The following is a 13,359-nucleotide window of genomic DNA, read 5'->3' on the forward strand; positions in this document are numbered from 1 at the left end:
AAACGTTCCCACGCAGAGCGTGGGAACGATAAGAGAAGAGTTTTAAACCCCACTCTATGCCATCGGCGTCTGCACAAAACGAGAAGTCAATACTTTTGTAAAGATTATTTCTACTTACTGTCTTAGTGAAAATTTCAAACCAACATGTTGGTCGTAAAAATCGGTTCCTGGTTCCTGGTTGTTAGTTCCTGGTTACCTCTCGTTCCCAGGCTCCAGCCTGGGAACGAGTTCTTGCGGCACCAGCCGCTTCTTAAAAAATGTGGCTGGAGCCACAAAAAAGCGATGTCAAATAATTCATAATTTCCGCTGTAGTGTCATCGCCCACGGCTATTCTTTAAATTCTCATCTCAGGGATAAAGTGCATTAACAGGATGATATGCGCGGCACAATTTGGAGGGGAGAGTACAGGTGCCTGAAAATCCAATTGAGGACAGTCCTGAAGCCGGAGACCAAATAAGATATCACCAGTAACGCATACTTAAATCACAAACGCTTGGTTCTCCTGTCTGTGACTGGAACTATATTTTTTTCAGCGAATACTGAATCATTTTCTGGGCCTGTTTAAAGTCGGGATTGATTCTCAGGGCTTTCTCGGCCGCCTGCAAGGCTTCGGCCCATTTTTGCATGTCCATGTACAGCCGCCCCATATTGAAGTACAGGTACTCGTCTCTGGGAGTGAGCTTCAGAGCCTGCTTGTAGGCTTTTTCTGAGTCCTCATAGCGACCCAGCTTTCGCAGGGCCATGCCCAGGCGATTATAAATATGAACAGAACTGGGGTTGTCCTTGTAGGCCATCTTCAGATAATCCAGGGCCTTCTGGTAAGCCTCGGCATTTATCAAAATATCAGCTGCGTTGATCTTAAGATCAAAATCGTCGTCAAACTCTCTGACCAGTTTTCCAAGGGCTGAGTCGGCCTTGTCGTATTCTCCCCGGCTGAGCATCTTACGTGCATTTTCCAGGGTCTCTTTTTTTCTTTTTTCCATTTCTGCCATGGTGTCCATGGCTTCTGATGTCATGTCCTCCTGAAGAGCACTCTGCAGTTCCCGTACATTCTGCAGGAGCTCCTTTTCCTTGCCCGTTTCCAGCTTCAGCAGGACAGGATATAATTGGCGAAGGGCATGGTTGGAGTTCAGAGCATGCAGGGAGCGATCGATAAGCTCCAGAAATTCTTTTTTTTCGTTCTGCATCAGGCTGCCCTTGAGAAAAGTTACAAGCCCTTCCTGAAGGGCAGTGACAGCAGCCAGAAGCTTGTTCTGCTTCATGAGAGACGGGACGTTGGTCAGGTTTTTCCTGGCTTTGTTCAATTCTGCTGACATAGTGTTTTTATTTATACCCTGGTTGAGATGGACCTGCAGTATCTGTTCAGCGCTTTCCTAAAAATCGCAGAACAGATACGACCTGCCAAGGATTTGTTCTGCAGAAAGACGGTATCACCGGACAGTCAAAATTCTCGTATAACACTCTGGATTCATTGTATTGGTATTATAATATCTGTTTAGACGCTTAGCACAAATTTCGGAACAACAAGTTGGTCGTTAAAATCGGTACTGAAAAATAAGAGCGGGGGTGCCTGCCCCCAATTGAGGCAGGTATAATATTTTATAAGTTTCGCTGTAGTGTTAGTTCTGCCATTGGTTTACAGTAGGAAACAAGCGACTGTACTTATGTTGAATGTCTCTCAGACTTTGCCCTCTGAGACCTTTTGTTCCAGAATGGCCCTGTAGCTAAGTCCCGCACAATGAAATCCCTTGGTGCCGAATTTCATGTTGGCTTCCAGCAGATAAAGCCTGTCGCGGCTCTGGCAAATATCGATTCCAGACAGGTCAAAACCGCATGACACAGCGGCCCTAAGACCCAATTCCAGAACCCCCCGGGGTATATTGTCCAGACAAACAGTCCCCCCCTGCGAGATATTGGCCTTGAAGCTGCCCCTGGCCGGTATCCTGCGGTAGGCATGAATGACTTCGCTGCCCAGGACCACAACTCTGTAATCGTCATCCACCGACAGAAATTCCTGGATGTAGGCCGGTTGATTGTCTGCCAGGTAGTTTTTCAGCTCTTTCGGATTTTGAATCAGCCAGACGCCGTGGCCCATGGAGGAGGTCCTGGCTTTTTTGGCAACAAAAGGAAAAGAAAAGTCTTTTGTAATAGATTGCTGCTGCTTGGGTCCGTAGTAAAACCTGGTCCTGGGGACTGGCAGCCCCTGGAGCTTAAAAAGTAGTGTCTGCTTGATTTTGTCTCCCAGAAAACGGTAGGTGTTGACGCTTGGAAAAATTTCCTTGCCCATGATCTGAAAAAGATCTGCAAATAACAAAGTGGGAAAATATATTTTTGAGGCATTTAAAATTTTTTGCAGCTTCCATCCGGGATAGTCCTCCAGGTTGGGGTAAACACCCAGGGTGAGCACAGCCGGGCAACGAATAAGCTGAGAGCCCAGGGCTATCCTGGTATGGTCTTGAGAGTTGTGCATGGGTGCGACTGTTTCTGCTGCTCCCCAGGCAGTGCAGAGGGCAGCATGTAGCAATGATTAAAAAAAATCAGGCAAAATCCCATTTGGGACCTTCAGAAGTATCCATGACCTCGATGCCTTGTTCAGCCAGCTGGTGACGTATTTCATCCGCAGCCTTAAAATCCTTGTTATTTCTGGCTTCCTGCCTTTTCTGAACCATTTTCAGGACAAATTCAGGGTCAATATCATATCGTCTGCAACGCATAAATTTCAATTCTTCCAGGAATTCTTTTCCAGGACGATGGAAGATTCCCAGCGAATGCCCCCATTTGTCGAGTTGGTCCAGCATTTTCTGCATAACATCCCTGCCGGCTTCGCTTTTGCGGAAGACCTTGTTTTCCAGCATGCGATTGGCCAGCCGTACCAGACCGAATACATATCCTACGGCCTCGGCAGTGTTCATATCGTCAAGCATGGCATCGTCCCATTTTTGGGACAGACTATTTAATTCTTGGTCAGCTTCCGAAAACTCCTGGCCTTTGCTCCATTTTTCCTTCTGCAATTCCTTCTGAAGGGCTGTTTTGGCCCAGTAAATCCGCTTAAGGGCCTTTTCAGCTTCTTCCAGGGATCCATCTGAGTAATCCAGAGGACTGCGGTAGTGTTTGGTAAGCAGGAAAAAGCGCAACACTTCCCCGTGAAAAGAATTAATGATGTCCCTGATTGTTATGAAATTGCCCAAAGATTTGGACATTTTTTCAGAATCCACCCGGACAAAACCATTATGAATCCAGTATCTGACAAATTCTCTGCCAAAGGCCGCCTCGCTCTGAGCCTTTTCGTTCTCATGGTGTGGAAAGGTCAGATCCTCGCCTCCCCCGTGAATGTCAAAGGGGATGCCCAGGTACTTTTCACTCATGGCTGTACACTCCAGGTGCCAGCCCGGGCGGCCCTTGCCCCAGGGACTCTCCCAGGAAGGCTCTTCGGGTCTGGCAGCTTTCCAGAGGGCAAAATCCAGAGGGTCCTCTTTGTCTTCGTCCGGAGCAATCCGAGAACCGGATTGCAGTTCTTCAACGTTGCGTGCGGAAAGCAGACCATAGTGAGGCATCTTGCGCACTCGAAAATAGACGTCTCCAGCAGCAGTCGAGTAAGCGTAGCCCTTGTCAAGCAGAACCTGAGTGACCTGGATCATCTCAGGGATATGCCGGGTGGCCCTGGGCTCAATATCCGCCTTCAAAACGTTTAGTTCATCCATGTCCAGGTAAAAAGCCTCAATATATTTTTCGGCCACCTCGTCTTCAGTCAGCTTTTCTTGCTGTGCTCTTTTGATGATCTTATCGTCCACATCGGTAAAATTGCGCACAAAAGTGACATCGTATCCCTGGCTGCGCAGGTAGCGCACCAGCACGTCAAAGACCACGCAGGACCTGGCATGCCCGATGTGACAGTAATCATAGGCTGTAATACCGCAGACGTACATCCTGACCTTGCCTGGATGCAAAGGTATAAATTCTTCTTTCCGGCGCTTGAGAGTATTGTATATGAGCATATCTGGTTTTCCTGTCTTATTCGAAGGCTCTGGCCTGCAGTTGTTGTATGCCGGCCGTCCTGTAATTCTATTGAGTTGTTGAATTGCAGGGTTGGTTATCTGGTGACCTTGATTTCTTGATAGCTGTAACTATTGCCATTGCTTTTATGCCCTGTCCGGAACCGGTAAAGCCCAGACCTTCCTCGGTGGTGGCCTTGATATTTATCCGGCTGGGATGAAGTCCGGTAAGCCCAGCAAGGTTGGATTTGATAGCACTTTTGTGCGGCCCGATTTTCGGGGACTGAGCAACGACTGTTAAATCCATGTGAGTAAGTTCCAGGTTTTCAGCCTGGCACAGGGCTAGGACTTCACTTAAAAAAATTGTACTGCTGAGGTTTTCGTTGGCCGGATCGCTGTCTGGAAACATATCGCCGATGTCTCCGCGACCCAAACATCCCAGAATGGCATCCACCAGAGCATGGATGAGCACATCACCGTCGGAATGGGCGTGAATGCCAGGTCCCCCGGGGATGGGCTGCCCACCCAGTATCATTGGGCGTTGGCCTCCATAGCGGTGAACGTCATATCCCATGCCGGTGCAGGGGATTATTTGATGCGACTGGTTTGCAAGCATTTGCAGATCCTCGGGGGTGGTTATCTTGATGTTATTTTCTTCTCCGGGTATGACCCTTACCTGGAAACCGTATCGCTCCAGCATAGATGCGTCATCTGTAGCTGTAAACCCCTCTTTGCGCGACTCGTTGTGAGCATGCAGGAGGGCATTCAGTCTGAAATACTGCGGTGTCTGCACCGCGGTCAGCCTGTCCCTGGAAAGAGTCCTGGCAACCATGTCGCCTTCAAGCTCCTTGATGGTGTCCCTGCACTGGATGCCTGGAATTATCCCTCCCATGTCCTGGGATAATTCGCGGCAAAGGGCGCTTATCAGGCGAGCTGAAAAAAAAGGCCTGGCCGCATCATGGACCAGGACGTGGGTACATTCCCGGGGCAGCTGCTGCAGGGCATTGAATACGGAGTCCTGGCGAAGACTTCCTCCTGCAGTGCATTTCAAGGGAATGCCGGGACTGTGTCTTGACTGTAGAGTCAGGACCTCCTGCCTGCTCCGCTCAAGCTCCTGTTCTGGAAAGGCTATGACCAGACCTCTGATTCTGGGGTTACGGGCAAAGGTCTGAACGCTATGCCAGAAAAGAGGCAGCCCCTGGTATTTAAGAAACTGTTTTTTCTGTACCTGTCCCTGGCTCTGGAGCCTGGAACTTTTGCCGGCAGCAAGAAGGACAGCCCATATGTTCATTAATTCGCTGCAGTGTTGAACATTGTCTTGATTTTATTGGAAAAAATAAGTGCGGGTAGAGTCAGGCCCATGCGATCAAAATCATAGTTTCGCTGCAGTGTTGACTGTCAGCCCAAAAAAACGGGAGTTGGACGGTAAGCCGGGTTCTGTGAATTCTCCCCGCACTTAGAAGGGGCGATGCGGGGAAAACCGGCCATCATTCATCTGGGACCGGGATTGCTCCCGGCCTCAAGCAGCCTACCCGAAGGCTTCGGCCGGGCCGGCCTCAAGCGCCTTCCTATTTGGCCTTGCTCCGGACGGGGTTTGCCAAGCTTGCCGCGTCGCCGCGGCAACTGGTGGGCTCTTACCCCACCGTTTCACCCTTACCCGGCACTTACTTTTATCCAGGAGAAATATTCCCATTGAAAAGTAAGTGCCGGGCGGTCTGTTTTCTGTGGCACTTTCCCGGGGTCGCCCCCGCTGGGCGTTACCCAGCGTCCTGCCCTGTGGAGCCCGGACTTTCCTCCCCCACACTTACCTGGTAAGCGTTGATTTATCCTCCAGGCGGTTTGTAATAATTCCTGGCAAACTGCCCGCTTATAAGCTTTAAATCAGGCTGCTTACAAAGTAAGTGCGGGAGCGATAGCCTGTCCAACTCCCGATAACAATATAAATCGGATATCAATGAAAAGCAATCAGGCATTTGTTGTTTCCGGCTTGCCGGAATAATGTTCCTCCCAGTAAATCAGTCTCTGGCAGTTGGGACAGCTCATGATCTGTTCTCCTTTCTGGATTTCCACAAAGGCCTGAGGTGGTATACTGATGAAGCAGCCAGTGCAGACGCTTTGTCTGACAGAAACTATGACCGGATTGTGCAGCCTGTCTTTGAAGAAGTTGTAACGTGAAAGTATGCCTACCGGGACATTGGAGCAGGCTTGTTCGCGGTTTTTTTCCAGTTCTTTGATGCGATCCTGGATCTGTTTCAGTTCGCTGTCCAGGGTAGCCTGAGTGGTGGCAAGCTCGTCCTGCAGGTTTTCCAATTCCTTGTGGAGTTCCTCTTTTTTGGATTTATGGATTTGCAGGTCCTCCAGCAGGTTGTTCAACTCATCCTCCCGGAAGCGGTTCAGCTTTTCCAGGTTGTCCATTTCACGCATCATGGCATGATATTCCTTGGTGTTGCTGACCATCATGAGCTTGTTTTTGCTTTTCTTTATTTTGTCCGAATCCTGCTCGATGTCGACCTGAAGTTTTTTCTTCTGTTCGCTCAAAAGCTTGGTCCTTTCCTCAAAATAAGACTTCTGCTCATCAAGGTTATTTAGTTCATTCCGCAGGTTTTCCAGGTGCCTGGGCGCTTCCTCCATCCTGTTCTTCAAAGCGATGAGCTCGCTGTCAATGGCCTGGAGGCTGACCAGTTTTTTTATCTGTTCAATGTATCTGCTCAATTTCATCCTCCCCTTAAACTGATTTCAAGGCTTGAACATCCGAAATGTTCAGCGGTGTCTTTCCCTGAATATAGTGAAAATCAAGCCCGGAAACTTTTTGACGCAGTATGCTGCACCAGACCTGCATCATTTTTTCCTCCAGGATAAAATGGCCTACGTCCATGGCGAAGCCGGACTCCTGGATGTCCAGGGCCTGATGATACTTGATGTCTCCGGTAATAAATATATCAGCTCCCATGGCAAACGCCCGGGCAGCAAGATCTCCCCCGGATCCAGGGCAATAGGCGATTTTCCGGATCAATGCAGGCTGACGGCCGGTGCAAATAAATCTGTCCATACCAAGGCATTTCTGCAGTTTGTCCACAAAGTTGGAAAAAGAAACCTCCTGCCGACAGGTGCCGATCAGCCCTAATCCATAAAGTATATCATCGCCTGGGTGGTAACGTTTACGGAACTGCAACGGACCTGTTTCAGCCTCAAGGTCTTCCAGAAACCGGTCCAAAATATGGCTTTGAATGAGAATCCTGCTGACGAGACCATTTTCTTCCTGAATGTGCTCAACCTTTGCCAGGCGGCTTATCTGTTCCCTGGAGATATGCAGAGGGGGCTCAAAGTAAAGACGCTGGCACATGGTCCTGCCTGTGGGCATGATGATCCGGGTATCTTCAAGTTCCAGTTCTCTGGCCATCCAGGAAACAGGTCCGCGGGGATTGACGTCCAGAGAAGTGTGGGCGCTGTAAAGGGCGGCATCGGCTTGAAAAAGGTGACTCAGGATTTTATGAAAGGAATCGGGCTTGTCCGGAAGGCGTGGCTTTATGGCCAGGGGGTGGTGAGAGATAATAAAGTCGCATCCTTTTTGCAGGGCGCTGGAAATATTTGCAGGGAGGGGGTCCAGGGTTAAAGCTACAGTCTTGATCCAGTTTGAGGAAGAAGCCACCTGCATGCCTGACCTGTCCCATTCAAGGGCCTGTTTGAGGGGGGCGTCTTCTTCTATGATGCTTAGAAATCCGTCTGTCTGCATTCAGTCTTGCCCCTTTTTTTCTGTGCAGGCGGTCGCCGCCGGAGTATCGGGCATAAAAAAAGGTGCTTTCCTGGTTTTATCCGCAGGAAGCACCTTTTGAAATGCGTTTTGTTGCCCTGTGTAGAGCAGTATCTTAATCTCGCGTTTGCCGCTTTGCAATGTTGTTCCTCTATCTCAGAGTTCAGGAAATAAGGCTTCGGAAACAATACAGTGCTTGATTTAATGCGATATTCCTCAGCTCTCTGTCCACTGTCCCACGTTTGCCGCATATCCTGAGGTGGTTTAAAAATAGTGGTGGGCCAACCAGGATTTGAACCTGGGACCTTCCGGTTATGAGCCGGTGGCTCTGCCAACTGAGCTATTGGCCCCAAATAACGAGTAAGAGAGTTATATATTTATTTTTTTTTCGAAAGTCAACAATTGGATATAAGAAACAAAGTAACAGTTTAGCCATTTGCATGTGGCACGGGGACTGGCTCTCCCCGCACTTATTTTTAAAACCTGTCAATCATCCTTCAGAAAAATAAGTGCGGGGGCCTGTCCCCTGCTTACCTTAGAAAAGGGCTAAACTGCTACGAAACAAAAAACCCGGCCGTAGCCGGGTTTAGAAAAAAACCTTTATCAAGGTCTGTGCTGCATGTTAGCCGTATGCTTTTTCAAAATTGGGCACGACCTGTTTTTTGCGGCTCATAACACCGTCAAGCCAGACAGAATTGCCTTCCACGGGCTTTCCAAAGGCCTTTTGTACCGGGGCCGGATCATCAGCCAGAACCAGAAGCTCTGTACCTTCTTTCATTATGTCTGTGAGCATCAGGTATACAGCGTTGCGGCCGCCTTCTTCCTTGACTTTCTTCATCTCCTCGTAAAGTGCGTCCTTGACAGGCTCCACTATGGAGAGGTCCACAACTTCCAGCTGTCCAATGCCGACCTTGTTGCCGCCCATGCTGAAATCCTTGTAATCCCTGAAGAGGAGATCCCTGGGAGTGTCTTTGTCCACAGCGGATTTGACCTTGAACATTTCCATGCCCAGAGCAGTCATATCGCTGATTCCGGCGATGCCGGCCAGGGCTTCACAGGCCTTTTTGTCATCTTCGGTGCAGGTGGCTGACTTGAAGATGACAGTATCGCTCAGAATGGCGCAAAGCATGGCACCGGCTATGTTTTTGGGGATTTCCACGCCGTAAAAGTCATACATGGATTTGATCACCGTGCATGTACATCCCACGGGCCAGATCCAGCATTCCAGGGGATTGGGAGTTGTTACGTCGCCGAGTTTGTGGTGGTCGACGATTCCCAGGATTTCAGCTTCCTTGAGATCATCCGGGCTTTGGGCCAGGTCGGAATGGTCCACCAGGATCACTTTTTGTCCTGCTACAGATGTAGCAATTTCAGGGGTGCTCATGCCGAATTTGTCCAGAACAAATTTGCTTTCAGGGGTGAGCTCTCCCTGTGATGTTGGTTTGCAGTCCAGTCCAAGCTTGCTTTTGAGGTCTGCCACAGCAATGGCTGCGCAAATGGAATCGGTATCGGGGTTTTTGTGTCCAAATACAAGTACTGACATAAACTACCTCCTAAAATTGTTTTCAAGTTCTTGTTTACGGGCTTGTGCTTTTTAGCACTAAGTTTGTCCAATGCCAAGCATTATTTTGGAATAGACGAGGCAGCATCATGAGGTCTTGTGCAGCAGAGGTGCTCAGGGTGCTTTGGGTAAGCAAAATAAAAGGCCACCTGAAAAGAGGTTCCCAGATGGCCTGATATAGTAGAGGGTTTGCTAACCGTTTCTATGTCATATTGTGATTGAGAAAACGATATTGAACCCATTGAAATCATTGGCGTCCCCAGGGGGATTTGAACCCCCGTCGCCGGCGTGAAAGGCCGGTGTCCTGGACCGGGCTAGACGATGGGGACGGAACACTTTATGGCTGGGGCACGAGGATTCGAACCTCGGCTACCAGGGCCAGAACCTGGCGTCCTGCCGCTAGACGATGCCCCAACAACCAAGAAAGTGATTATCTAGTTTTTCTTGTGGCAGTTGTCAAGAATTTTTCAGAAATCTCAAAGAAAAAATATCACTACAGCGAAAATTATTGTTGACCTCCGGGGACTGGCTCTCCCCGCACTTATTTTTAAAATGCGGTCAAACATCCTTCAGAAAAATAAGTGCGGGGGTGCCTGTCCCCGGTGGCCGAGGCGATATTTTTCACAAAGTGTCGCTGTAGTGTTATTCACGCGAAAAAGAAGAAAAGGGCCTGCAGAGTACCAATGACAAATCCCAGCACTGCTCCGATGATTTCGATGAACCTGAATTCCTTGCGCATTATTGAGAAGAGGACCTCTTCGAGTTTGTCCATGGAAAAATTTTCCACCTTGTGACGAACCACTTCTTTGAAGTCCAGGCTGTGCTCAAGTTCCTCCGCCAGCCGCTGCAAAAGCTGAGGCAGGATCTTTTCGCTTTCCCTGGAAAGCCTGGCCTGCAGCGAATCTGCGACCCTGCTGCTCAAAAGTCCTGCAAGCACTGGATGTAACGAGTTCAGTTTGCGGCTCAAAAGGTTGTGGATGTATTCGCTCAGGATGTTGTTGAGCCTGTCCCTGAAACGCGGGTCATTTATGACCTTCTGTATGTCTTCGTGGGAGATGAATTCGCGTTCAACGATTTTTCCCAGACTGGAGGCCAGTTCCTGTTGCCTCTTGGGAAAAACGCCCTGTAGTTTCCAGCCCAGGATGTTTATGGGTTTTCTGGGATAAAAGAGCATTTTCACGGCCAGGTAATTGGTGAGCCAGCCGATGAGGGCCCCTATAAAGGGTGCCATTATGAATTTGTAGTATTCCATTCTTCCAGTGACCTGGCAATTTTTGCAGCTGTTTCAGGGCCGAAACCGGGCACCTGTAAAAGCTCATCCCGCGAGGCCCACAGAATACCCTTGAGACTTCCGAAATGATCCCATAGGGCGCGTACTTTTTTTGGGCCAAGGCCGGGAATATCCTCCAGCCTGCTTTGCAGTGAACTTTTGTTGAGGCTTTTACGCAGGCTGCCCAGGGCGAAACGGTGCGCTTCATCCCGGATCCTCTGCAGGTAAGTAAGCTCTGCAGAGCCTGGTTTCAGGGGCAGGGGGGTTTTGCGGCCCGGCAGGTACACCTGGTCCTGACTGGAGCTTCTGGCACGGGAACCGGCCTTGGCTATGGATGCCAGGGCAAAGGACTGCTTCTGCCCCAGATCCTGCAAGGCTTTGAGGACACTGCTCAACTGCCCCTTGCCTCCGTCGATGAGCAACAGGTCAGGCCATGGCATGCCGGAGGTGCTCCTGCGTCGGATAAATTCGCGCATGGCCTGATAGTCGTCTCCAGGAGCAACATCCGGCAGCTTGTAGATGCGATAATCCATTTTACAAGGCTCCCCGCCCACAAAAGTGACCATGCCCATGCGTGTATTCTGCCCCGAGTGGTGTGAGACGTCAATGCACTCAATTCTGTAAGGTTCCCGGTCCAGATTCAGATAGCGGGCCAGAAGAGGTGTGGTTGTATCAAGGCGGTCCCGGACATGCTGCTCACAGTTCTGGCGGGCGATGTTTAAAAGCCCCCTGAGACTTTCACCTCTGGCACCCACAAGCCTGACCTTTCCCTTACGATGTTCCATGAGCAGGTGTAAAAGCGCCTGATCATCAATTTTTTCCGGCAGAAGTATCTTTTCCGGTATAAATTTTTCCGGGCCGTAAAACTGGCTCAGGACACTGGCCAAAGCGCTTTGCATCTCCTGGTCGTTTTCGGGGAAGTGTTCCGGCCAGAAAAAGTTTTTACTGTCCAGGACCTTGCCCTGGCGAACAAAAAGCACTCCAACACCAAGTCCGTCCTGCAGCTGAACCGGGGCGAAAACGTCCATATCCCCAGTGCCGGGAAAAATAACCGACTGGGATCTGGGGGTCTGGCGCACTGCCTGAAGCTGATCCCGCAACAGGGCCGCTTTTTCAAAATCCAGCTGCCTGGAAGCCTCCTGCATATCCTTTTCCATGCCTTTAATCAGCTCTGCGCTGCGCCCAGAGAGAAAAAGCTCCAGGCGACGGATTTCACCGTGGTAATTCTGCCTGGAAACCTCCAGACAGCAGGGGCCGGGACAGCGCCGAATGAAGTTTTGCAGGCAAGGGCGGACCCGGTTTCTGAATTTTTTGTGACCGCATTTTCGCAGGTAAAAAAGCTTGTTGATTACCTTCATGGTCTGCCTGGCTGCCGCCGCCGAGGTGAAAGGTCCGAAGTAGACTGAGCCGTCCCGTCCGGCTGTACGCGTGAGTTCCAGGGCAGGGTAGGGCTGTGATTTGTCCAGGCGGAAGAGCACATACTGTTTGTCATCTCTAAGGACTATGTTGTATCTTGGCCTGTGTTTTTTGATGAGGCTTGATTCAAGAAGCAGGGCTTCTTTTTCGCTGGTGGTGGTGATATAGTCCACATTGGATACCCGCTCCAGCATAGCCCTGGTCTTGGGGGACTGATCTCTGGAAGTCCTGAAGTATGAATTGACCCTGTTGCGCAGATTCTTGGCCTTGCCGGCATAAATGATCCGGTTTTGCCCATCCTTCATGAGGTATACGCCGGGATCAGCAGGAAAATTGTTAGAATTGAACTGGTATTGCATTTTGGGGCAGAATAACTGCACTGCAGCGAAACTGATTGATTTGACTCAGAGGGCCACCGGGGACAGGCACTTTGTAACCATTCAGGGGGATGCCGGAACCGGCCCGGGGACAGTCCCCGCGACAATTTTTCCGCACAAATACCAAAATTACAGACTCGAAGGTATGCGAACCTGCATAGATAGTACTTAGCGGGGACAGTCCCCAGGCCTGGTGCCAGTAATCAACACCGATGATCCCCTCAATGGTTACGAACCGGCCCGGGGACAGTCCCCGCGACAATTTTTCCGCACAAATACCAAAATTACAGACTCGAAGTTATGCGTACCTGCACAGATAGTACTTAGCGGGGACAGTCCCCAGGCCTGGTACCAGTAATCAACACCGATGATCCCCTCAATGGTTACGAACCGGCCCGGGGACAGTCCCCGCGAGAATTTTTCCGCACAAATACCAAAATTACAGACTCGAAGTTATGCGTACCTGCACAGATAGTACTTAGCGGGGACAGTCCCCAGGCCTGGTGCCAGTGATCAACACCGATGACCCTCTGAATGGTTACGGCACTTTTGCCGAACTCAAACCGTAAAACGGCCGGACTCTCCGGCGGCAAAAGAGTCAGTCCCAGTGCAGCTAAAATAAAGTGTTGCTGTAGTGTTCACTATTTATTCTTAGTGCACTGCCGGTACAAGGTCAAGAAAAACAAAAGTGTTTTACATCTGCGCTTAATTTTTATAGTCAAGAAACAGTTGCTGCGGGTTTATCGCCGGCCCTTTCCTTGTTTCCAGGCTTTTTCCGCGACCCTGCACGGAAAAAGTGGCCTCTTCGGGGCATCATCCGGTTACCCCCTGCAGGACGCGTTGAGCACGACAGGCCACCGGGGACGGCCACCGGAGACAGGCACCGGGGACAGGCACCGGGGACGGCCACCGGGGACAGGCACCGGGGACGGCCACCGGGGACAGGCACCGGGGACGGCCACCGGGGACAGGCACCGGGGACGGCCACCGGG

Annotated in this window: 9 protein-coding genes, 3 tRNA genes and 1 other RNA gene; all 13 read right to left on the minus strand. The window is 50.3% G+C overall.

Going from position 1 to position 13,359, the window contains the following annotated elements; all coding sequences use genetic code 11:
• Positions 1-518: 518 nt before the first annotated feature.
• Entirely contained in the window at positions 519-1,304 is a 786-nt protein-coding gene (locus QZP87_RS01190) for a tetratricopeptide repeat protein (protein ID WP_291321098.1), read from the minus strand.
• Between the two features lie 374 nt (positions 1,305-1,678).
• Positions 1,679-2,470, minus strand: a complete 792-nt coding sequence (locus tag QZP87_RS01195) for an ATP-grasp domain-containing protein (protein WP_291321099.1) — start codon at positions 2,468-2,470, stop codon at positions 1,679-1,681.
• Between the two features lie 67 nt (positions 2,471-2,537).
• Positions 2,538-3,995, minus strand: coding sequence for a cysteine--tRNA ligase (gene cysS / locus QZP87_RS01200; RefSeq protein ID WP_291321100.1), 1,458 nt, complete (start codon positions 3,993-3,995; stop codon positions 2,538-2,540).
• Between the two features lie 67 nt (positions 3,996-4,062).
• Positions 4,063-5,283 (minus strand): 2-C-methyl-D-erythritol 4-phosphate cytidylyltransferase, encoded by a 1,221-nt coding sequence (gene ispD, locus QZP87_RS01205; protein ID WP_291321101.1) that lies wholly within the window; start codon positions 5,281-5,283, stop codon positions 4,063-4,065.
• A 119-nt stretch (positions 5,284-5,402) separates the two neighbouring features.
• An RNA gene (gene rnpB, locus QZP87_RS01210) (RNase P RNA component class A) lies at positions 5,403-5,921 on the minus strand.
• A 36-nt stretch (positions 5,922-5,957) separates the two neighbouring features.
• Positions 5,958-6,704: a C4-type zinc ribbon domain-containing protein gene (locus QZP87_RS01215; RefSeq protein ID WP_291321102.1), complete on the minus strand. Its 747-nt coding sequence runs from the start codon at positions 6,702-6,704 to the stop codon at positions 5,958-5,960.
• Between the two features lie 13 nt (positions 6,705-6,717).
• Positions 6,718-7,725: a Nif3-like dinuclear metal center hexameric protein gene (locus QZP87_RS01220; RefSeq protein ID WP_291321103.1), complete on the minus strand. Its 1,008-nt coding sequence runs from the start codon at positions 7,723-7,725 to the stop codon at positions 6,718-6,720.
• Between the two features lie 292 nt (positions 7,726-8,017).
• Positions 8,018-8,093, minus strand: a tRNA-Ile gene (locus QZP87_RS01225).
• A 272-nt stretch (positions 8,094-8,365) separates the two neighbouring features.
• On the minus strand, positions 8,366-9,286 hold the full coding sequence (locus QZP87_RS01230; RefSeq protein WP_291321104.1) for a manganese-dependent inorganic pyrophosphatase: 921 nt from the start codon (positions 9,284-9,286) through the stop codon (positions 8,366-8,368).
• A 269-nt stretch (positions 9,287-9,555) separates the two neighbouring features.
• Positions 9,556-9,633 (minus strand) — tRNA-Glu (locus QZP87_RS01235).
• Positions 9,634-9,644: 11 nt separating this feature from the next.
• A tRNA-Gln gene (locus QZP87_RS01240) sits at positions 9,645-9,718 on the minus strand.
• A gap of 232 nt (positions 9,719-9,950) precedes the next feature.
• Positions 9,951-10,556, minus strand: coding sequence for a DUF445 family protein (locus QZP87_RS01245; protein WP_291321105.1), 606 nt, complete (start codon positions 10,554-10,556; stop codon positions 9,951-9,953).
• A complete protein-coding gene (gene uvrC, locus QZP87_RS01250; protein WP_291321106.1) occupies positions 10,535-12,349 on the minus strand; it encodes an excinuclease ABC subunit UvrC in 1,815 nt (604 codons plus the stop codon). The genes QZP87_RS01245 and uvrC overlap by 22 nt, the downstream gene beginning before the upstream one ends.
• Positions 12,350-13,359: the final 1,010 nt, after the last annotated feature.

Origin of the sequence: Desulfonatronospira sp. (assembly GCA_003563255.1) — a bacterium.
Lineage (GTDB): Bacteria > Desulfobacterota > Desulfovibrionia > Desulfovibrionales > Desulfonatronovibrionaceae > Desulfonatronospira.

Coding starts and splice junctions, on each gene's coding strand:
- QZP87_RS01195 (WP_291321099.1), bottom strand. CDS start 2,470: ATGCACAACTCTCAAGACCATACCAGGATAGCCCTGGGCTCTCAGCTT.
- cysS (WP_291321100.1), bottom strand. CDS start 3,995: ATGCTCATATACAATACTCTCAAGCGCCGGAAAGAAGAATTTATACCT.
- ispD (WP_291321101.1), bottom strand. CDS start 5,283: ATGAACATATGGGCTGTCCTTCTTGCTGCCGGCAAAAGTTCCAGGCTC.
- QZP87_RS01220 (WP_291321103.1), bottom strand. CDS start 7,725: ATGCAGACAGACGGATTTCTAAGCATCATAGAAGAAGACGCCCCCCTC.
- QZP87_RS01230 (WP_291321104.1), bottom strand. CDS start 9,286: ATGTCAGTACTTGTATTTGGACACAAAAACCCCGATACCGATTCCATT.
- QZP87_RS01245 (WP_291321105.1), bottom strand. CDS start 10,556: ATGGAATACTACAAATTCATAATGGCACCCTTTATAGGGGCCCTCATC.
- uvrC (WP_291321106.1), bottom strand. CDS start 12,349: ATGCAATACCAGTTCAATTCTAACAATTTTCCTGCTGATCCCGGCGTA.